The organism is Marinoscillum sp. HNIBRBA16962, from assembly GCF_057801515.1.
Genome location: NZ_CM173603.1, coordinates 2,514,812 through 2,537,208 on the forward strand (window position 1 = coordinate 2,514,812; position 22,397 = coordinate 2,537,208).

A 22,397-nucleotide genomic window follows, 5' to 3' on the forward strand; every position below is an offset into this window, starting at 1 on the left:
CACATGAACATAAAAATCAATCAGGACGGATCTGCTACTATTGCATTTCCTTCCATGGAAGAAGCGCTCACTGTTTATAGAATCATTGAAGGAGACTTGGATGTTCTGGAACTCGTAAAAGAGCAAAAGAAATTCATTGGATTTTTAGAAAGAAGGTTAGATAGTGCCGATAAACTTCTTGAAGACTCCCACAAAATGAATCAAATACTCTTGGAACAACGAGACAGGTACTGAAAAATTAACTCCCCTCTCCGGAACTTCCGGAAGGGGAGTTTTCAAAACAATAAACGAAAAACAACCAGAGTTCGCAAAACCGTACGTATGATGTACCGTTCTTGCGTATCAAGTTTGTACACTTGGCGTACCAGTCGGCTTATCTTTTTGGTTAGACGCTGTAATCGCAATGAGACCTATTCCAATGACACCCATCGCTACGCCTGCAATTGTGTACGCAGTTGTATTTTCTTTCTTTGGTGGTTGAGGATCCGGAACATAGGTATCTTCAGTAAGTTCCTCTCGTACGAATGGTTTAGGTTTCTGAAATTCTCTACGAATGAAGGCCTCTTTAACCTCAGATGGCAAGGCTGAAGTATTTTGGGCTGGCAACACATTCTGTACATGGCTTTGTACTGGTGCAGTTGGTTTAATAGAACTCGTCGACTGTCCCTTTGAAAGGACTTGGGTTACCAGGTTTTGAAAAGGTTTTGTGTTCTTAGCAAATTTTTTAATTTTTTGTCCCCTGCTGATCAGATCTTTGGCGACTTCAGGAAGCGGCAAAAACTGCACCGCCCCTTTAACCAGGGTCTTTACCAGAGGTGACTTTCCGATTTTGGAGGCAGTTTTTGCCACTTTTTTCACACCTTTAAAAACCTTCTTGAAAAACCCACCTTCCAACCCGCTCAACCGGGAATTTTCATCCGTGAAGATCAGGATTTCAATCACGTGTTCGCGAACTTCCGGATTGTCCCAGTTTAGGATCAGTAGATCCAGCTTTTTTAAGAATTCAGCAACAGTTTCCCCACTTGGTACCGGCTCAATACCCTGAAGGATATTGTGACGCAGCTGTACCCAGCCTGGTTTGGTATTTAGTTTATAGTTTTGAATACCTTGCATTATACCTGGTTTGATCATAGGAGGACCATTGAGATAAGTTATAGGATAGGTAGATAGATGTCTCATTCCTCTTCCTCATTTTGATTTTGAATCTTATTGATCATTTTGGTGAGATCATCAGGCAAGGAAAAGCGCTTACCAAAGATGGCTTCATCTGTCCGGATTCTGTGCTCTCTAAAGAACTCTTGCAGTTTGTCCAGCAACTGCAGCTCCTCGTCGAATTCACCATTCAGATCCTCCGGAAGATCCTCGTCGAGTACTTCCCGGGTCCGCTTCAGTTCAGAAACCCATTGGTCTACCTCGGAGACACTAAGTACTCCCTGCAGCTTAAGGATCTGATCAATAAAATCATTGAAAACAAGCCAGGCCTTTTGGCGATTGTAATCCTGCTCATCAAAGTCAGTGTCATCAAAATCATCGATCTGCAAGCCTGCCTTAAGTATTTCCAGGTTCGGCTGGTTCCATTGTATCCTGAACCCATCGGTAAAATTGTAAAGATAGTTTTTGAAAAGGTCTTTGATAAGGCTTGCTATGATATGAATGCTCAGATCCTTATATTCTTTCTCTTCAAACCCGCAGGCCTCGTCTACTAATTCAAGCACACTATCGATTTCGGACAGTACCTTTTTGAGATCATCCTTAGACCAGGTACTGCCGGCTATATGCTCTTCCAGACCCTCCAGTATCCTGTGAAAACTTTTGAGAGCATCCCGCTGGAGTCTTTTGGTTTTGATTTCGGCTTCACGCTCCAGTGTATTCACCAATTTTCCGAAACCGTTTAGAGACGGTCCCTCTAAATCTTCTTCAATGTCCTCTTCAGTATCATCACCCAAATAATCCTGATCGTCATCCTCTCCTGGTTCATCCAGGCCAGCTAGCGCCAGGCTTTGCTGGTGCTGTGAGATCCATCGGTACACAGTTGCACGGCTTAAGCCAGTACGCTCTGTTATCTCATCAGGTGTAAGTCCCTGATTGTGGAGTTTGATTACCTCTTTGAATTGCTTTTTCATGTCTTAAATGAGATTTTGTTCGTTCAAAAGCTAATTTGTCACATTTGAGATTGAGACTTTCCGGTTCCTTCCGTATCAGGGAGTTTTTTCCTCAATTATTCCGAATAATTCTGTTTTGGGTTCTTTTCGGCTTTTTTGGTAACTTTGTTTCAAAGGTTTCAGGGCCTGTTAGCGGATGTGATTCGTCCTCCGTAGCCCTTGAAGCTTAATTTTGTTTTTAAAGGCTTCGAGACCCATTTAGCGGATGTGATTTGTCCTCCGTAGGTTTCGAAGTCTTTTTATTTTGGAGGATCGGATGGCCATCCATAATCATCAAACAGAGTACGAACTTCCCGGATGGTCAGTGTCTTATTAGGATGATTTATTCCCAGGTATTTGAGCCTTTTTTTTAGGGTTTTTGTGCAGATACCAAGAGACTCCGCAACGGCAGACTTGCTCCATGTACGTAGTGCATACGGATCAGTATTATTTGCAGTATGGTCTATCTTCTCAGGCATCCTTTAGGTTTCTTAGAAACTTTTAGTTTTTTCTGAAAAGTGGTGTCAGTGGTGTCAGTGGTGTCAGTAAGTTCTACTGACAGCATAATTTCTGGTGTCAGTGTGATGTCAGTGGTGGTGTCAGTAACTTTTGATACTGATTTACAGTGAGTTACCTTACTATATGTATTACTACTGACAGTACTGACAGTATATATTATGAAAAGTAAGATCATTGTTGTCGATAGTCTGATTTTGGTTCGATTATCCACGTCCGCGAACCAGTAGAATTGTCCCTGCGTTGCTGGTAGCCCATTTTTCGCAATCGTTCCCCGATGCGGTTTGGATGCAAATTTTTAAAGGGGGAATAGCGCATGAGTACCTGGGCAACTTGAGTGGCAGTCATTCTCCCTAAGCTGCTCTCGTCAGGACTTAGAAAGTACTCATCGATCAGCTCGATCGTCTCGTCAACCACTTCAAAGTCTTTAGTGCAATCATTTAGCAGCTTGATGTCATCCTGCTTCAGGTTGTGATCAAAACCGGATTCCATCAAGTGATAGGCCTCCATCCATAGACCCACTTTGTCGATGGCGTTATATGCAGAATGATCTATTGACAGTACATTTATCGGGATCATCCGTCGGTTGCCTGTAGGATCTCCTAGTAGATCCAGGTTGTTATTGGTCGCGCAAAGACTGGCCAGGCGCGGGTACTTACGTTGGCGCTTGTCGTATGGCCTCCGCATAGTGAAACTGGCCATCGAAAGCATGCTCTTCATTCTCTGATAATCTTTCCAGGTTCTCCCGGCCATTTCATCATCCAGCACCAGGAAATTCTCAGTAAGAAGCATCCCCAGATCTGCATCTTTGAGGTCACTCATTCCCTTTGGTTCCGCGAAGTACTCACGTAGCTCTTTAGGAAGCAACTCTCTGAACCAGTGAGTTTTCCCCGTATTTTGCTTGGCACCTGCTAGGATCAGCATCAAGGGGTTCACGCCCCGGTCATGTGCCTGGGCCACTGTCCCCACCATCCATTTAGTCAGGAAGTGTTCAGTGAAGTTTGGCGAAAACTGGCTGTCAGTCATGCCAGTGTCAGTCCCAATTGTGGCCGCAAGGGCCTTGATCAGTCCGGGTTTCTTGATTTTTTTGTGAGTCTCAAAAAACTTGAGGATGGGGTTGTATGAATTGATATTATTGGATTTGAGGAATCTGAAAAATAAAGCCTCCGTTATTCCGGTGGCTTTGCCCTGGAAATCTAAAAGGTGGCTATTCATATCTTCTTCGGTAAGAGGATTGCCCTTGATCTCCCATTCTCCAGTGATGACGTTTCGTTTGAGGTCGGCCAGGTGTTCTGAGAATAGCACTTTGATTTTCTCCACTGGTTTCATCTCGCTGAGATCGCGATCATTGGGCTCTTTGGTGGCCGGAGCTGGTCGCTTAGTAATTTTCATGGTCTGAGTTTTTGGATCATAGTTGTGAATAGCTCCACATCTTTGGAGGCATAGGCTTGGATGCTTTCATTGAGGACATTAGCGTTAAATTGCTGAAGCCGGATTAGATGCCCTGACTGGTTAACATAGTCATCAATACTATTATGGAGGTCAATTATGAAGTCAATGTGCTCGTTTATCCTTTGTTGCATCCAAGGCGTCTTGATCTTCTGTTTAAGGTCTTCCAGATCATTGATCTGGCTGTTGAGGAGGATGGAGCTGACCTGCCATTGTTTGTGGGCCTGCTCCAGGGCCGTATGGTAGGTGGATATCATGCTGCCAGCCCCTCCAGTGGCCATGCTTGGTGATTAGGTTGGAGTCGGTAGAGTTGACCCCGGCAGGCCTCGCGGTACCGTTGGAGTTTCCGGATGCGTGCACAAACCCATGCGGGACGCGTACGCGGCGGGTACTTTTCGATTAAAAACGCTGTAGATTGGCTAATTTGTAGGCTCTGGCTTTGCCAGAACGCGTACGCTTTTGTATATTCGTGTGTCATTTAAGAAGAATTTTAAAAAGGAGACTAAGTGGGGACTTAGCTCCTTTTTTGTTTTTTACCCATCCATTCCAATACCTTTTCTCTATCGAAATAAATTCGCTTAGCTCGTCGGAAGTAGGGAATATCTTGTTGTTGTACCAGTCGGTAGATAGTAGGCCTGGCAAGGTCAGTCAGTTCGCATATCTGATCAACGGTCATTGGCCGAACATCAGGAGCCGGCTGTGGGATATGTTCCAAGTGCTGCGTAGCCGCTCGGACGGCCTGGTAGACTATACTTTCAAGTTCAGCCGGCGATAAGGTAGTAGTTATGATTGCTTCCATAGGGGCAATTATGAGCTACAAAAAGCACTCTTGCATTACCTACGGGGTAGCCTACGGGGTAGTTTATTTAGCTTTTTGTAGCAGATATTCAGTATTGCTAATACTGTCCTTAAGACTTGGGTTTGATTGGATGAGTTTTATAACAGCTTCTGTATCACTTTTTTTCCAATTAATAGGATTATTTGTCAGGGTATTGACTAAGTTGGACAGTTTATCGATCGATCGCTCTTTTTTAGGAGAATAGGTTTGGACGTAGGACTCCAGTTGTTTGGTCTTTTGGCCTTTGGTAAATTCATCAATTCTCGATAAGAAGGTTTATGAAAATTGCAAATTGGTTTTGAGAGAGTCGGGATGCATCTGGGGTATCTACTTTGATACCATTGAGGGTATTTTCTCTGACTCCCCTTAAATCATCAACAAGTTCAAAGTATGCTGAAATATATCCCAGTACTTCCGCGCATTTTTCATCTGTGTAGCCTTCAATTGATCCTGCTCTCTTGATATGCCGATCCCGGATCTCCGCTCCCTCTTTTTGTATGAAGTACCCCGCGGCCAGCGGATGCGGTTCTGATCCTTGTTTATATATACGATTTCTTTTTTTGAACTCTTCGTACAACTCCAGTAAGAAGTCCTTTTCATCGGGAGACTTCTCTTTAAAAGGGCTTTTTTCTGCTACTAACCAAGTGAGAAGCTTGGAATTGATATCATAGTCACTGTAGGGGCCTCTGGATATGATATGCTTTTTTTGTTCCTCAACTTCGTCTTTCAGAGTGCTATGCTTTGGATCAGACTTGGATGGAGGTTCCTTATTTAATCCTTTGTCTGTAGTTTGGGTATAATGATTATACATTATCTCTGCAAGCGTCCTCAGAGACCTTTGCCTTTCATCGGTTGATGTATCGGGTGTGCTCTTGCTTTTTTTGGCCATTTTCGAATGTGGATGAATGCACTAAATGAGTTCATTGCAAGATAATGTCTGCATCGACATTCAGCTTTTTGTGTATTCTTTTAGCCATATCCAGGGTAATATCCCTTTTGCCCTTCAAGTACTCGCTTACCCTGCTGGCGGAAGTTCCTAGGAGTTCAGCCAGTTCTTTTTGATTCAGACCCATTTCAGACATCCGCAAGCGGACCATATCGATCAACCCTGGAGTAGGTACCGGTAGGTGTGCTTCCTCATACTCAGCTACCAGGTCAGACAGTTCATCCAGTTCGATGAACGCAGGATCTTCCGGAGCTGTATCATTGCCCACGACATTAAGTAGTTCCTCGATCCGGGCCAGGTGCTTTTCATATTCCTTTTCTGTGATCATAATCTGTTTTCGTTTAGATGGTTGAGTAATCGTCGATATCGTCATATTCCGAATGCGTACCGATAAACCGAATGTAGATCTTTTGAGAAGCAAATATTACGATGGCGATCAGCCTGAATTTATTCCCTTTGATGTTGAACACGTACCGGTTGTTGCCGGCATGGTCCACACTATTAAAGGATTGCTTCATGTCTCGGAAATTTTCCCATTGCGCTTTCCTGGTTTTGTGGTACCATTCTTCCAATGCTGTTTTTGTTTCCGGTACTTTTTCGGTGTATTCCTTTATCCTTCGGAATGTTACTATCCTCATTTACTCAATTGCTTTTGTAAAGTTACACAATGTGTAATTTATTTCATATCTTAATTTTGTTCGCCGCTTCGCGCTTCTTTTCGTCGATTACTTTGGCATAGATCTGTGTGGTCTTCAGGTTTTTGTGGCCCAACATTTTTGAGACTGTGTATATATCTGTTCCCAGGGTCAATTGGAGGGTGGCAAATGTATGCCTGAAGACATGGAAAGTTATTTCTTTGGTGATACCGGCATTCAAAGCCCACTGCTTTAGTCGGATGTTTTCCCAGCTTCCCATCTTTTCGGGGATGCTTTCAAATATTCTTGAATCCGGATTCTTCCTTTCACCTAGATAAGAAAAGGCCTGGTCGGTGATGGGCAGGGTTTCGGTTCCCTTAGTTTTGCGCTGGGTGAACCTGATATAATAGCCCAGCTCGGTGGAGTGCTCAATGTCTGACCATCTTAGTTTTTGTACGTCCACAAACCTTAATCCGGTAAGGGAGGTAAACAATGCAGCTCGTTTCAGCCATTCCAGCGGGCAGTCTGCATTGGACATTAGTCGCAGCTCTTCCAGGCTCAGGAATTCCCGTTTGGTTTCTGCCGCTGGGATGATTTTGATTTTGTGGAGCGGATCATGTGTCATCAGTCCTTCGGATCTCGCCTCATTAATTGCCTCACGAAACTTGAGAAAATAGGAGTGGGCGGAGTTTTGCGCCAGGGTATTAGTGAGGTGTTCTTTGAACTCCTGGCACATGGTCGCGGTGACCTGGCTCATCGGCTTAATTTTCCCGAAGACTTTTTTGAGGTGGTTGCCAGTACTTTTCCAATTGCTCCAGTTGCTCTGGCTGGTGGTGCGTTTTTTGGTCTCGCACATCTGATCAAAGAATTGAATAAAGTCAGGATCAGACTTGTCTCTTTTGATTAGAAAACCAAAATCCCCTTCAGTTAGCTCCAGTTGTCTTTTAGCACGGATACTTTCAGCCAGGCTCTTCAGGTTCCGGTTGGTTTCTTTATCCTCGTAGGTTTTGGGTTTTTCAAGGATATGAATGTTCAGAAACTCCCTTCGGGTAGGTTTACCAGTCTCGGGGTGGGGTATAGGAGGGTAAAAGTCCAGGTAGTAGCTTAAGCGGTCCTTGGATATAGTTTTGGTTCGTAGTTTTACTTGTGTGGCCATGTCTTATTCAGTAATGGTGGTGGTTAAAAATCTGATCGATTTGGGACCGTGGAATGATTGTTCGGCGGCCTGCTTTGCCTGGTTTCAATTCTTTTCGCTCGATCATTCTATAAATGGTCCTTTGGCTGATCCCCAGGAGAGTGCAGGTTTCTCGGACGCTCAGAAACTGGCGTGTCTGAAGATCCTTCAACGGCTGCTCTTTAGTTTGAGCCGTTTCCTTATTGCTATCTGCGACCTTTTTGTTTCGCATCCGGATCTTGTAAGCCTTCTTCGCACAGGCATCTCCACAGTACCTGGTTACGGTGGTTCTGGCGGTAAACTCATTTCCGCATTGCTCGCAAATTCGCTGAATGTATATATTTGAACTCATTGAGTCGGATTGTGTCTTTATGTGTCCTATTGTGTCATAATCTCTCCCTTATGATACAACGAGGTACAAATATAATCAATGAGGTACAAACAGGGTACAGTTATTTGATTAGCAAGGCTGAAAAGAGATTAACAAGGTGAGATTAAAATTGGCCTTATTATTGTTTAATGACCAATATTGTTATATTTGGTAATATTTATCAATCATTAATGATCCTTATCTATTTGCCGATACAAAACTTCGAAAATATATTATCCAGCAGGTCATCTGTTGTGATCTCTCCGGTGATCTCACCGAGGTGGTGTAGTGAGTTGCGGATGTCCATCGCCAGGAAGTCGTTGGTCACCTGGTTGTCAATGCCTTCTAATACCAGGTCCAGCGCCTTATTGGTTTCGATCAGGCTCTCATAATGGCGGAGGTTGGTGACCATGGTGTTACCGGTTTTGAAGTCTTTGAGTGAGACCACCTCTTTAAGCTTTCCCTTAAGCCCTTCGAGGTTTTCCTTCTGGCTGGCTGAGATGAAAAGTGCCTTTTCTTTTTCAAGGAGGTGTTTTAGTTCAGCATTTGCTGCATCCATTTTATTACCCACCAGCAGATAGGGGACCTGGAGCTCTTTTAGGTAGTCCAGTTGCTTACTAATCTCTTCTGCAGTGTCATTTGTCAGATCGATGAGGTACACGATCACTGAAGCCTGCTTCATTTTGGCGTGGGTGCGTTCCACACCGATAGCTTCTACTTTATCTTCGGTCATTCGGATACCGGCCGTATCAGTAAACCGAAACGCAATGCCATCTACATTGATCACATCCTCAATCACATCACGAGTGGTCCCGGGAATATCCGAAACGATCGCTTTTTCCTCATTGAGTAATGCATTAAGCAGGGTGGACTTACCGGCATTGGGCTTTCCGGCGATGACAGTGGGTATCCCGTTTTTGATGGCATTTCCCAGTGTGAAACTTTCGGTGAGTTTGCTGATAATCTCCTTAAGGTTATAAATAAGCTTTTCCAGCTCTTCCCGACTGGCAAACTCCACATCCTCTTCGGAAAAGTCCAGCTCCAGCTCGATCATACTGGCAAAGTGGACCAGCTCTTCACGCAGACGGGCTATTTCCTGTGAAAAGCCGCCACGCATCTGGTTCATGGCAGCCCTGTGCATGGATTCATTTTCTGAAGCAATGAGATCGGCCACCGCTTCAGCCTGTGCCAGGTCAAACCGGCCGTTCAGAAATGCGCGTTGTGTAAATTCACCGGCTTTGGCCAGGCGGGCGCCCCTGGTAAGTAACAGCCTGATGAGCTGCTGGATGATGAAAGGACTGCCATGGCACGAGATCTCTATGACATCTTCTTTGGTATAGGAGTTTGGACCCCGAAAAATGGATACCAGCACTTCGTCAATGATTTTTTCACCATCCCGGATCGTGCCCAGATGTATGGTGTGACTTTTTACGGATGTAAGGTCTTTCCCCTTAAAAACGCCGTTAACTATACTTATGGTTTCTGCACCTGAAACGCGTATTACGCCAATAGCACCTACTCCAGGTGGGGTTGCTAATGCCACAATGGTATCCATGTTCATGCGGCAAAGTTAACCGACAATTGGATGGGATAAAACTTCAAAAATGACACCCGAATCGTATTACATTTTTGAAACATTATGTGATATTCGCAAGTATTTTAAATGTCATTTAACCAAAAGATAAAAGAATGAGGAGACTATTGACTTTTTGCTTCCTTTTAGCAGGAGTAGTTTTTGCAACCAATGCCCAGGAGCTTGGTATTAGGGTAGGTGATGTGACCGGAGGGGATGTAGCTATTGATGGCGTTTTTTCTACCGGTGAGTTTAACAGAATTCATGGTGACGTATCCTTTGGTGGGGGTGGAGTAGGAGTAGATGTGCTCTGGGATTTTCTTTATCGTCCTATCTCCACAGACCTTGATGAAGGCTATTTAAACTGGTACGTAGGAGCCGGACCCAGTATATACCTCAATGACCCGCTTTTTTTCTCAGCAATGTCCGAAATAGGTGTAGAATATCGGTTTGAGGACTTTCCTTTTTCATTGAGTGTGGACTGGAGACCAACGCTTACTATTATAGAGACTACAGACCTTTATTTTGGCTTTTTTGGCTTTAATGCCCGGTATGTTTTTAAGTAATAGGGTTAATGTAGGGTATGTTTGGTAGCGTTCTTTGCCAGACATTTTTATATGACTTAATCAGGTGGTATGTAACTATCTGTAAATCAGTAGGATTGACATAACACCGAGTAAGTAATCATAAAATCACTTCATTTTTAATTGGCTGATACTTAGTTTTAAAAATTAAATCAATTTTTTACGTATACCGCCAATTTGTGAAATACCAGAAGTTCATCTCTCAATCCTTAGTACTATCTTTTGTTCTATTATCAGCTTTTTCCGTTTTCGGTCAACGTAACCTTCTGTCTAAACAGGGTCTGAAAAAGAGGTTTCCCCAGGCGAGTGAGGTTATAGTAGATAAAAAGTCTTCGCCGAGATTTATTCGTTTTGAAAAAAGTGCGAGCCCGGATACTTCGGTTGCTTTTAAAAAACGACTTTTAAATCTGCCTGAAGAATCCGGATTTAAGCTTAAATCAAAAATAATTGATAAAAAGGGGCAGGAGCATATTCGTTATGTTCAGCAGTACAAAGGACTTGAAATTTTGGGAGCCCAGTACATTTTTCACCAGTCAGGGCGGGATATCATTTCAGCAAATGGTAGGGTTATTGAAAACTTGGACCTTGATACCAAGCCTCAGCTTTCAGAAAAAGATGCTCTCCTGTTTGCTTTAAAGGAAGTTGGCGCGGAAGAATATATGTGGGAGGATACTCAGAATGAGCAATTCATAAGGAAAGAATCTAAAAACAGTTCAGCAACGTTTTTTCCGGCGGGGAGGTTAGTAATAAGTAGTGAAAATTATACGGGTCAATCTTTTGAACTGGCCTATCAGTTTGATGTTTATGCAAAGAAGCCTTTAGGGAGATATAATGTAGAAATCAATGCCCATACAGGTGAGGTAGTAAATGCTTACAATAAGATCCACTCAGTTACTACTACAGGTACAGGCGAATCATTGTATGACGGGACAGTTAATATCTCCGTAGATTACGATGGTTCTAACTATTATTTAGCTGAAGATTCTCGAGGAGAAGGCATCTATACCTATGATTTATTCAATGGAACCAATTATGCTGCAGCTGAGCTTTTTTATGAATCAGATAATCATTTTGATGAAACAGGCCATGATGCCGGGGTAAGCGCTCATTTTGGAGCAGCAGCTACTTATGACTACTTTTTAGACAACTTTGGGCGGAACAGCTTTGATGGGGGAGGTGCGGCTATTAATTCTTATGTGCATTACTCCACCAATTATTTTAATGCTTTTTGGGATGGTTCGCGAATGACCTATGGTGATGGTGATGGGGTTACAGCCACTGCTTTAGTTTCACTTGATATTGTAGGTCATGAGATTACACATGCTGTTACGCAACACAGTGCCGGTTTGGTTTACTCTTATGAATCCGGAGCCCTGAATGAGTCTTTTAGTGACATTTTTGGACAATCGGTTGAGTTTGAAGCTTTCCCGGAAACTGCAAGTTGGAGTCTGGCTGATCAGATTTACCTGGATGGAGTAAGTATGATCCGTTCTATGGACGACCCGAATTCTCAGGGTCAGCCAGATACTTACCTGGGGGATTACTGGTATACGGGCTCAGGAGATAATGGTGGCGTTCACTACAACAGTGGAGTGCAGAATTTCTGGTTTTACCTTTTGGTAGAAGGGGGAACAGGAGTAAATGATAATGGATATAGCTATAATGTTGCCTCTATTGGCCTGGATGCGGCACAACAGATTGCATACCGGAACCTTACGGTTTACTTAACCTCTACCTCTGAATACGTTGATGCCCGGGCTGGAGCAGAGCAGTCAGCGGTTGATTTGTTTGGTGCCGGAAGCACTGAGCATCTGGCTGTGGAGGAGGCCTGGAACGCAGTGGGAGTTCCGACAGCAGAGCCTTTCCTTTCCCTGGCGGATTCTCTGTCTTTTGGTGAGGTGCCGTTGGGTTATCCGGCTGTAGAATCAATGCAAATTTCTAATCAGGGTACTGGTCTTTTGCACATTTATGATATCCAGTTGGATAATGACCTTTTTGTGTCCTCTGACACGGTTTTTTCTATCGGAGAACTTGAGACTTTTGAACTTGATTTCACATTCACTCCCACGTCATTGGGGGATACTTCAGCTCATGCGGTTTTTTATACCAATGTAGATACGGTTACGGTGACATTATACGGGCAGGGAGTGGAGCCTCCGGTAATGGATGTTACTCCACTTTCACTTTCGGAATCGTTGTATACAGGGGATTCCTCCATGCAGGTATTGACCATTAGTAATACAGGGGCATCAAACCTCGAATTTGATCTTGTTATTGAATTAGTAGATGAAACAGAGCCTATAGATATTTCGGCCTTTAAAGCCTCATTAAAAGAGGACTCCCATTTTGAATACCCGGAATTAATTGAGAAATCACATGAATACAGGTATAAAGAGTCTTTTGGAGAAGGATTAGGAGGTAAATTATTTGGTGCAGATATGGACAATAGCGTCATCTTGGAATTTGATCCATCAGATGGAGCTGTTATTAACTCTTTTTCGTCTCCCGATTATTTGGGAGGACCAGATGGATTAGCTTATGACGGGGAATACTTATATCAGATAAGCACATTTGGAACTTCTGTCATCTTCAAAATGGATCCTGAAGCAGGTACTGTCCTTGATTCTGCGATAATAGATGGTTTATCTTCTGTGGATGGCCTTGGTCATTCTGGTGATGACCTTTATGCCACTGACTACTCTGCAGGAGTTATTTATGTAATTGATTTTAGTGGAGAAGCTGTTACTGAAATAATTGATTTAGATCTTCCATTTGCTGGAGGAATAAGTTTTGGAGGTTCAAGGAAGTCTATTTTTGTTGCAGATTTCTCTAAAATTTATGAGTTGGATGGGGTTAGTCACGAGGTAGTAAATGAATCACCTTCTTTGGGTTCTATTTATGGCGTGGCTTATTCAAATCAGCTTGGCTTACTGTTCATCGCTGACCCTTCCTCTGGTTCCGTGAAAGCATATGATCCCGATGACTGGACATTGAATAGTTCTTTTGATACAGGTACTCTGTCGGCTCTGGCTGGAGATGAAGCTGCCTCCACAAGGTGGATATCTGCTAATTTAAATGAAGGTACAATTCCAGCAGGTGAATCTGTTGATGTAGAAGTTTATTTTAATGCCTCTAATCTTTTTGGTGGAGAATATCAGGCTAACTTGACTGTTGAGGCAAATGATCCGGATAATCCTCAGGTTGTTATTCCCTCAAGTCTAACGGTTACCGGAGCTCCTTCAGTAGCATTAGATAAAGATACTTTGTCTTATGGAAACACTTATCTGGGAGCTACAAGCAGCCTTGTTATTCAGATTGCCAATGATGGGACGGATGATTTGACCGTTGAAGCTTTCTTAGCAGACAGTGTTTACTCAATTGACACTGCGGACTTTGTAGTTTCTCCTCAGATGACTTATTCACTGGATGTCTATTTTGAGCCGGATTCAGCTAAAAGCTACCCCTCTGAGCTGCTTTTGGTGACCAATGACCTTGATAAAGATTCTCTTATTATTAAGCTGTTTGGTAGTGGAGCGGAGCCTCCGGTAATTGCTATATCGCCAGACTCTTTAGGTGAAGCGTTATATACCGGAGATAGCTCTGTACAGGTAATTACGATTGAAAATACGGATGGCGGAGATAACCTATACTGGGTGGCTGAACTTGATTTTGAGCTGGAGGAAACTGCGTTGTATTTAGAGAATAAAAATTTAATCTCTTATTCCATGGAAGATGACGGGAATAATGAGGGCTATGGGAAAGTTGGGCCTTTGTCAATAGAAACTATTAATTCCTTAGAAGGGACAAAAGAGATTCTAAGTTGGATTCCTTATGCAGATCTTTCGCGGGAATATCCGAATACATTGAACGCAATTTCGCAGTACTTTACAGATTTTACTGTTTCTACTACCACTACTACGGATCCTGCAGAGCTGGAAGGTCTTCTTGCGTCTGCCGATGTGTTTTTGATCCCGGAACAGGAGGGGGGTAGTAGCTCTACTTTCTCTACTTTAGGTCTAGCGTTTGCCGATGTGCTTTATGATTTTGTAAATGGAGGGGGTTCGATAGTAATGTGTGGATCAAGCCCTTCAAGAGCTACTTATGAATTATTGAATGCCGGTGGATTACTAACAATGAGTTCCGGGCAAAGTGCAAATGGAGCATTATTATCAGTTGTAGATTCAACTCATTTTATCACTGAAGGTGTACCAACATCCTTTGTTGGACTAAGTGCAACTTATACTGTAAGCATGACCGATCCGGAATCAAGCACTTTAGTGGCATATGAAAGTTATACTGTGGCAGGAGTCAAGGAACTAGGTAAAGGATTCATTGCTTACCTCGCTTACGATTATTATGATTATGATGATGCTGCCGCTAAGCTTATTGCCAACGCGATTGTCTACTCCGGAGAAGGTTCAGATTGGTTGTCGCTGGATACAGAAGCTGATACCATTGCTGTGGGCGACTCACAGGATATCAATGTATCGTTTAATGCTAAAGGATTATATGGAGGGCTTTATAAAGCGAATATTAAAGTCATAAACAATGACCCGTTGAATCCTGAGGTCTCTATTCCGGTTGTGATGGATGTAACCGGGGCTCCTGTCGCAACATTCGAAAAGGATACACTGGATTTTGGTAATACCTATGTCGGCTTTGCAGATACTCTTTCTTTTACCCTTGAAAACGAAGGTACGGATGACCTGGAAGTGTCTTTGGCTTTTTCAGATAGCTTGTTTAGTGCTGATACATCCACAGTAGTGATCCTTCCTGAAGAATCTTTTGAGTTTCAGGTGTATTTCCTCCCGGATAGTGCCAAAGAGGAGGTTGCAGAATTATTGATCTTAACAAATGATGCCGATAACGATACCATTCCTGTTCAATTGTTGGGGATGGGAGTCGATCCGCCGGTGATGATTGTTTCACCTGATAGCCTTGGAGAGGCACTTTTTACCGGAGATAGCAGCACGCAGGTGCTAACGATAGATAATACGACAGGCGGGAGTGAACTGATATTTGCTTTAGGTATAGATTACTTACCAAATGAGACTTTTACCAGCAGTGCATATTTACCTGAAAGAACCTTTACTTCGTCAGCAAAAGGTGATGAAATAATCATTTCCAATCAAAAATCCTCCGCTAATTTTACGGAGGCACCCAACATTTTGATTATTCAGGATAATAGTGCCTGGGGACTGGTTATGGGAGAATTTATACTCACAAATTTTGGGATCCCTACTACGACTATTAGTTCGTTTGAACTCGCCGATGAGAACCTGGGATCTTATGACCTTATTATTACCACCGGAGCCCAGAGTTCGTCTTACTATAGTATTATTTCTTCGAATAAAGAAAGGCTGGAGGACTTTGTGGAATCTGGAGGTGTATTGCAATATCAGCTGGCAAATTTTGGGGAAACAACTAATCTAGTCGGTAACAGCCAAATGGTTCATGGAAATTCTGAAGATTACAATACTGTATTGCTTCCGAACCATCCTATAGTGGATGGGTTGGAGATCGATTTGCAAGGCAGCTATGCAAATCATAACTACCTGACCGGACTACCAGCAGGTGCAAAAATCATTGTAGAAACACAATCTTCAAATGTGCCTACCATGGTTGAGTATTCTTATGGAGCCGGAACAGTAATTGCGACAGGAATGACTGTGGAATACCTGGCTACGGCTGGTTATAATTCAGAAATGATTCTTGCTAAGCTAATTGCTTATTCGATGGGGATTTTGTCTAATGACTGGCTTAAACTGCCTGTCTTGTCTGATACCGTTCCCGCAGGAGTGTCCAAAGATTATGAAATGCTTTTTGATGCCTCAGGTCTTTATGGTGGGTTATATCAGGCTCAAATAGAAGTTTCCAGTAATGATCCTGGTAATTCTTTGCATTTAGTCCCCGTAGGACTAGAGGTCACGGGGACACCAATTAAAGAAGTAAACGTTGACAGCCTGTTATTTGGTGAGGTATATCTTGATTTCTCAGACACTCTGACCTTTACAGTTTCAAATAAAGGTACGGATAACCTTGAATTAGCTCTGGAATTTTCCAATGGAGCTTTCTCAATCGATTCTTCAGAAATTGTCCTTTCTCCAACCGAAGCTTATGAGTTTACAGTTTCCTTCAGTCCTGATGTAGCAGGCGCCTACGAAGCAGAACTCCTTTTAGTCAGTAATGAGCTTGAAAATGATTCAACAATTATTCAGCTCCTGGGAGAAGGAGTAAAGCCTCCGGTGCTAGCTGTTTCTCCTGATAGTGTTTGGGAAGCGCTTTATTCCGGCGATATCTCAACCCAAAACCTTACAATAGACAATAGTGCAGGGGGTAGCGATCTCAATTACTCCATTTCGATAGCTCAGAGTGCCAGCCTTAAATCCAGCCTTCTGGACCAGAAGACCTTTGAAGGAGGGGAAGTTCAGCCTGACGATATTAACAAAACAGCCATAAAGCTTGGTGGCGATCTTTTCAGCTTTTCCAGAAAGGAAAATGTACTGGCCCAGCCATTTACAGGAAGTACGGTTGGATTAAGCGAAGTGCTTGATAATTTAAACGAAGAGTATGTACAGGTAAGTAACCTAGTGCCAAATCGGTATAATTTCTCAGGAGGTGAATCAGGTACGGGTATCAGTGATGGAGGAGGTGATATGTATGATGGAGGAAATTATCTTGGTACTGAACTTGGTGGATATATAGCTTATTCCGCATCTTCATTATCAACTTCTGCTTACCTGGATAATAAATCTTATTTTACTTCAAAGTATGAGGGCTTATTTGTGTTTGCTGCAGATGTATCCGAAGTGAATACTTTTTCAATAAATGGTAACCTGGGTGCAGACGGTGGAGGATCTGTGGATGGAGCAGTTTTGACACTTTCAAAGTCAGGCAGAACATTTATTGGGTTTGTTAAGCGTGTATATAATGCCGGAGATCCATCCGTAAACCACTTAATTATAGTGGAAGATAATGGCTCTGTTTCTCAGCAGTTTGATACATATACTGATAACGATTTTCATCAGATTGACAGTCTGGGAGGAATAGACCGGCTTTATTACTTATTGTATGCGGGAGCTTCCGGTGATTACATAGATAATGCTACCACTTTAACAATAATGGATACGTTCCTGGATGTGGTTGGGGAAGGGGCTTCATGGCTTAGTGTTGATCCTTATGAGGGGGTGGTTTCGGCAGGGAATGCTGCCAATGTTACTTTGAGTTTTGACGCTACAGGACTGTATGGAGGTGTGTATAAGCAGGACCTCCTTATACAAAGCAATGACCCTGCAAATAGCCAATTTACTGTGCCGGTTCATTTAGATGTTACGGGCATTCCTGACATTGTTTCCTCCGCAAGTATTCTGGATTTTGACTCTTTGTATGTGGGTACTGAAAGTGCGCTCAATTTTTCCATCAGAAATGATGGTACTGATACTTTGTACGTATCTGATATTTTTAGTGAAAATGAGGCATTTAGTCCGGATATTCTTGATTTTTCCATTGCGCCTGAGGATTCTCAGGTTCTTCAGGTCAATTATGCACCATTAGCGTCTGGTATAGATGATACGGAGCTATTTGTAGTTAGTAATGATCCTGATGAGGATACACTTTCTGTCATTCTCCAGGCTGCGGCTATTGATCCGCCGGTTATGGAGGTTTCTCCCGATAGTTTGTTTGAATCATTGTATACCGGACAAGAAAGCACAAAGCTATTGACCATCGGGAATCTTGATGGTGGAAGTGTTCTGGAGTGGGAAATGAACTTGTACTCCGGTGGAGCTTTTTTCGGCAGCCCAGTGACGAATATCAAAAATTATCAGGGAGAGAATAATTCCGGTCAGATTGTTTCCAGTAATGTACAGGGTCCTGTAATGGAAGCATTAGGTGATTTTACTACGCTACCATCCAGTCCGGCTACACTTACATGTCTGGCAATTGATAAATCCAATGGGACCATTTATGCGCAAAGAAATGACGGTTACGATTTTTACAGATACTCTATAAGTAGTGGTATCTGGGAGCAATTAACTGACTGCCCCATATACAGCGGAAATAATGGAGGAGCAGTGTACCTTAATGGAAAAATCTATACCTCTTATACAAGTAATTCCTATATAGGGGTATATGATATTTCATCAGATAGTTGGTCGCAGATTAGCGGACCCTTCAGCACAGGGAATATTGCAACAGATGGAGAAAGTATTTTCTTAGCTGTTTCCTCTTCGCTAGTTCGCCTCAACCCGGACACAGGTGGAATGGAATATTTAGCCACCTCTTCAATATACTTTGATAGCTGGGGTGGGTTAGAATACTATGACGGATACTTGTATGGTCATCAAGGTAACGGCAATACGGGGTTTGCAAGGTATTCTATCTCAGGGGACTATTGGGAGACTTTGGCATCAGTGCCGGGAGGTGCCGTTCTGGGCGCAGCAATTGATCCGGTTGCGGGTAAGTATTACTGCTATGGTAGCTATGGTGGAACCAACTGGTATGAATATAATATGGAAACCGGAGAATGGATCACCTCAATAATACCGTTCTTTTCGGTTAATGATGGGGGGCTGGTCTATTATTCCGGAGCTGATGTGGGCATCCATTTTATTGAAGGTGAAGCTGGTACTGGATTTGGGAGATTTGAAACAGGTCCCGGCTTGAACTGGTTGGATGCGACCACCCTTTCAGGAAGTGTACCAGCCGGGTCAGAAGAGGATTATCCTATCCTTTTCAATGCTGCAAAACTGGATGGAGGAACTTATCACGGCCAGATAACGGTCAGCAGTAATGATCCTTTCCTTTCTGAAATTTCTATACCAGTTTCATTAGAAGTTACTGCAGCAGCTGATATTGAGGTAGAAGTAAGTGAGGTTAATTTTGGAGAAGTTTTCGTCGGAGGCGCTCAGACTCAGACCTTAGAAGTACTTAACAATGGCTCGATACCATTGGAGTTCATTTCAATAACTTCAACAAATGAGCACTTTACAATTTCTTCCTCTTTGACAGAGATTCCTTCCGGAGGAACAGGTGAAATTGAGATAACTTACCAACCTTCAGAAGCTACTTCTTATTCCGGATCGATAATCCTGGAAAGTAATGATGTTGATGAGCCAGAGGTGACTATCGATCTTTCAGGTGTGGGAATATTACCACCGGTGCTACAAGTATCGCCTGCATCATTATACGAAGATTTGATCGCAGGGGAAATGACAACTTCCTCCATTACTGTTAGTAATGAAACCGGAAACCATGATCTTATTTTCTCAATAACGACTAATGAGGATTGGTTATCATCCACAACCACCACAGATACAATCAGTGCAGGATCGACAACTGATATAGGCATCCAGCTTTTAACCGGAGGGTTGGGGATAGGTCATTATCAGGGCTCCATTACCGTACAATCCAATGATCCTTTAAATCCCGAAGTTAATGTGCCTGTTTCGATGGATATTTCGGGTATTCCGGATATCAGCCTTGCTTCAGGCAATATCGGTTTTGGAGAAGTACAGGTGGGGGATACCTTATTAAGGGAATTGAATATCGCCAATTTTGGAACGGACACGCTATACATTGCTTCCGTGATTTCTGACAATGCTGTATTCCTGGCCTCTATCATTGAAGATGAAATCCCCATGAATGATAGCACTTACCTCCAGGTTAGGTTCATTCCGGATCAGGTGTCTGATCAGATAGGAAATATCACAATTCTGAGCAATGACCCTAATGAGTCCAGTGTAAGTGTCTCTTTATCCGGAACGGGAGTGTCTGACAATGTTGCCCCGGGAATAGAGAATCAGACATTTGATATTTCTGAAAACAGCCCGCATGGGTACTTGATTGGCTTAGTAACGGCTACAGATCAGGAGAATGATCCACTGACCTTTACTTTTGGATCAGGAAATGAAGGGGGAGTATTTGGCCTGTCAGGGGCAGGGGCACTTACAATTGCAGATTCAGCCTCCATCAATTTTGAATTAACAACCTCTCATTATTTTACCGTTGTGGTTAGTGATGGTATCTCCGTTGATTCTGCTACCATCACAATCAATGTGCTGGACGTTAATGAAGCCCCATCTATTCAGACCAGCTCATTTGAATTGGCTGAAAACAGCGCCCAGGGTGCATTACTTGGAAATCTCACGGCAACTGATCCGGAGGGAGATGATCTGTTGTTTGAAGTGATATCAGGTAATGAGGACAATGTTTTCTCACTTTCAACTTCCGGGGTACTAACCCTCTTAGATTCTGCTGCATTTGATTACGAGCTCAATTCGGATTTTGAACTCATAATTGGTGTTTCTGATGGAGAGCTTAGTGATACTGCAACCGTTACAATAGGCGTTATTGATGTAGATGAATCCATGAATCATGCACCTGTAATTGAAGATCACACCTTTGAAGTAACGGAAAATAGTCCGAGCGGTACAGTAATAGGAGTGATATTAGCCAGCGATGAAGATGGGGATGGTCTGACATTTGGGATTTCAGATGATGGATTTGAATTCTTTGGTATTCAGAACGATGGAACGATAACCATTCAAGACTCTGCTGCCATAGATTTTGAGGTCAATGAGGTATTCAATTTGCTGGTCTCCGTTAGTGATGGAGAGCTTAGTGATACTGCCACCGTGACTATAAATGTGATAGACATAGATGAGTCAGTAAATCATCCTCCGGTTATTGCTGACCAAACATTTGTTTTGGAAGAGAATTCACCTACAGGTACGGTTGTTGGTACAATAGTGGCTTCAGATCAGGATGGTCATGATTTGGAGTATTCAATTGTTTCTGGTAATTCTCAAAACACCTTTGGTCTTGATTCCCTTAGTGGAGAGCTTACCGTCGTAAATAAAGAGGCATTGGATTATGAAGCCAATCATACTTTGAGCTTTATCGTAGAAGCTCATGATTTTGGTTTGTCCGACCTGGCAATTATTACGATAGAAATTCTTGATGTAGACGAAGGAGAAAATGTGCTTGGATTAGGGGCGAATGGTGATATTAAGATACATCCAAATCCAACTACCGATGGCCGTATTTTTATATCCAGTGAATCATCTATTCAATCCGTTCGCGTATTAAATGCTGCAGGGAAGACCATCAAAAGACTTGAAAGTCTTGAGGTTGAAATTCTGGAGATGGACCTTAATTCTAAGAGTGGGGTCTACTATCTCATCGTAGATACACAAAAAGGGACAAGTATTAAGAAGGTTGTGTTACGTTGATAAGCTTTTCATCAGAACGGCCTTCTTAACAGTTTTTTTCTGTTGCCATTGTACTACAAAAAACACCACTCCAAATTGTGCGCCGGCTATAGTGGCCATGGCGCCCGCTATGGACCCATCTATAATATAAGCTAAAAGGTAACCGAGAGCTGCTGAGGAGATTCCAAATAAACATGACAAGAGGATCATATAATGTAACCTTGTGGTGATCAGGTAAGCTGTGGCGGGAGGCACAATAAGGAAAGCTACCACTAAAATAGCCCCTACGGACTCAAAAGAGGCCACAGTGGTAATGGAAACCAGGCTCATGATCACATAATGCCATACAGTAGCCGAAATGCCGATGGCTGCAGCGAAAGAAGGATCAAAAGTGGTGAGAAACAACTCTTTGTAAAAAGGAATAATAACGGACAGGATCAATACCAGTACGACACTCAGCACAATTAACGCTTTCGGGCCCAATACTGTTCCGTCAGAGGTGATGATGGGGTCTATCGGGACATAGGCAATCTCTCCGTACAATACACAGTCCTGGTCTATGTGCGCATCTCCGGCATAATAAGTTACCATGATCACCCCAATAGCAAATAACCAGGTAAAAGTAACACCGATAGAGGCGTCGGTCTGGAGTTTGCCTACCCGGTGAAAAAACTCGATCAGGAAGGTGGTAAATACACCCACAAGGCCGGCACCCACCAGCATCCATACGGAATCCAGGTCACCACCCAGCATAAAAGCAAGAACAATCCCCGGAAGTACAGCATGAGAGATCGCATCGCTAACCATCGCCATTTTTCTTAAAATGAGAAAGCACCCCAGTATGCTGCAGCAAATGGCAACAAGCGATCCGGTCGTTATGATGATTAGTGAATCCATTTCTTTCTTAATTGATAATTGAAAATTTATAATTGATAATTCCTTTCAATTCCTCATTCTCCAT

16 protein-coding genes are annotated in these 22,397 nt (G+C 42.9%); 3 read left to right on the forward strand and 13 right to left on the reverse strand.

Translation table 11 applies throughout. From position 1 onward, the window contains the following. Window positions 1-3 precede the first annotated feature (3 nt). Complete coding sequence (locus tag AC3E9V_RS10715) at window positions 4-234, forward strand: hypothetical protein (protein ID WP_488753187.1); 231 nt, start codon at window positions 4-6, stop codon at window positions 232-234. A gap of 108 nt (window positions 235-342) precedes the next feature. Here the strand turns inward: AC3E9V_RS10715 and AC3E9V_RS10720 are convergent, their stop codons facing one another. The 12 genes from AC3E9V_RS10720 to mnmE form a co-directional block, all read right to left on the reverse strand. Beyond that, a complete protein-coding gene (locus AC3E9V_RS10720; protein WP_488753188.1) occupies window positions 343-1,179 on the reverse strand; it encodes a hypothetical protein in 837 nt (278 codons plus the stop codon). Beyond that, window positions 1,176-2,123 (reverse strand): helix-turn-helix domain-containing protein, encoded by a 948-nt coding sequence (locus tag AC3E9V_RS10725; RefSeq protein ID WP_488753189.1) that lies wholly within the window; start codon window positions 2,121-2,123, stop codon window positions 1,176-1,178. The genes AC3E9V_RS10720 and AC3E9V_RS10725 overlap by 4 nt, the downstream gene beginning before the upstream one ends. 278 nt (window positions 2,124-2,401) lie before the next feature. Beyond that, window positions 2,402-2,620, reverse strand: coding sequence for a hypothetical protein (locus AC3E9V_RS10730; RefSeq protein ID WP_488753190.1), 219 nt, complete (start codon window positions 2,618-2,620; stop codon window positions 2,402-2,404). A 211-nt stretch (window positions 2,621-2,831) separates the two neighbouring features. Further along, the gene (locus AC3E9V_RS10735) at window positions 2,832-4,049 is read right to left on the reverse strand and encodes a VapE domain-containing protein (protein WP_488753191.1); all 1,218 of its coding nucleotides are present in this window, start codon (window positions 4,047-4,049) and stop codon (window positions 2,832-2,834) included. After that, complete coding sequence (locus AC3E9V_RS10740; RefSeq protein ID WP_488753192.1) at window positions 4,046-4,387, reverse strand: hypothetical protein; 342 nt, start codon at window positions 4,385-4,387, stop codon at window positions 4,046-4,048. The genes AC3E9V_RS10735 and AC3E9V_RS10740 overlap by 4 nt, the downstream gene beginning before the upstream one ends. A 233-nt stretch (window positions 4,388-4,620) precedes the next feature. Beyond that, window positions 4,621-4,905 carry a helix-turn-helix domain-containing protein gene (locus tag AC3E9V_RS10745; protein ID WP_488753193.1) on the reverse strand — a complete coding sequence of 95 codons (285 nt, stop codon included), beginning with the start codon at window positions 4,903-4,905 and terminating at the stop codon, window positions 4,621-4,623. A 295-nt stretch (window positions 4,906-5,200) separates the two neighbouring features. Next, window positions 5,201-5,833, reverse strand: a complete 633-nt coding sequence (locus tag AC3E9V_RS10750) for a hypothetical protein (protein WP_488753194.1) — start codon at window positions 5,831-5,833, stop codon at window positions 5,201-5,203. A gap of 31 nt (window positions 5,834-5,864) precedes the next feature. After that, window positions 5,865-6,218, reverse strand: coding sequence for a helix-turn-helix domain-containing protein (locus AC3E9V_RS10755; RefSeq protein WP_488753195.1), 354 nt, complete (start codon window positions 6,216-6,218; stop codon window positions 5,865-5,867). 13 nt (window positions 6,219-6,231) lie between these two features. Then, window positions 6,232-6,528, reverse strand: a complete 297-nt coding sequence (locus AC3E9V_RS10760; protein WP_488753196.1) for a type II toxin-antitoxin system HigB family toxin — start codon at window positions 6,526-6,528, stop codon at window positions 6,232-6,234. A 43-nt stretch (window positions 6,529-6,571) separates the two neighbouring features. Then, window positions 6,572-7,681, reverse strand: a complete 1,110-nt coding sequence (locus AC3E9V_RS10765) for a tyrosine-type recombinase/integrase (protein WP_488753197.1) — start codon at window positions 7,679-7,681, stop codon at window positions 6,572-6,574. A gap of 7 nt (window positions 7,682-7,688) precedes the next feature. After that, a complete protein-coding gene (locus AC3E9V_RS10770) occupies window positions 7,689-8,051 on the reverse strand; it encodes a helix-turn-helix domain-containing protein (RefSeq protein ID WP_488753198.1) in 363 nt (120 codons plus the stop codon). Between the two features lie 220 nt (window positions 8,052-8,271). Beyond that, a complete protein-coding gene (gene mnmE, locus AC3E9V_RS10775) occupies window positions 8,272-9,630 on the reverse strand; it encodes a tRNA uridine-5-carboxymethylaminomethyl(34) synthesis GTPase MnmE (protein ID WP_488753199.1) in 1,359 nt (452 codons plus the stop codon). Window positions 9,631-9,758: 128 nt separating this feature from the next. Here mnmE and AC3E9V_RS10780 point away from each other — a divergent pair, with 128 nt between their 5' ends. Continuing rightward, a complete protein-coding gene (locus AC3E9V_RS10780; RefSeq protein ID WP_488753200.1) occupies window positions 9,759-10,208 on the forward strand; it encodes an outer membrane insertion C- signal in 450 nt (149 codons plus the stop codon). Window positions 10,209-10,405: 197 nt separating this feature from the next. Beyond that, window positions 10,406-21,457 carry an Ig-like domain-containing protein gene (locus AC3E9V_RS10785; RefSeq protein WP_488753201.1) on the forward strand — a complete coding sequence of 3,684 codons (11,052 nt, stop codon included), beginning with the start codon at window positions 10,406-10,408 and terminating at the stop codon, window positions 21,455-21,457. Here the strand turns inward: AC3E9V_RS10785 and AC3E9V_RS10790 are convergent. After that, window positions 21,449-22,333 (reverse strand): metal ABC transporter permease, encoded by an 885-nt coding sequence (locus tag AC3E9V_RS10790; protein WP_488753202.1) that lies wholly within the window; start codon window positions 22,331-22,333, stop codon window positions 21,449-21,451. The genes AC3E9V_RS10785 and AC3E9V_RS10790 overlap by 9 nt on opposite strands. Window positions 22,334-22,397: the final 64 nt, after the last annotated feature.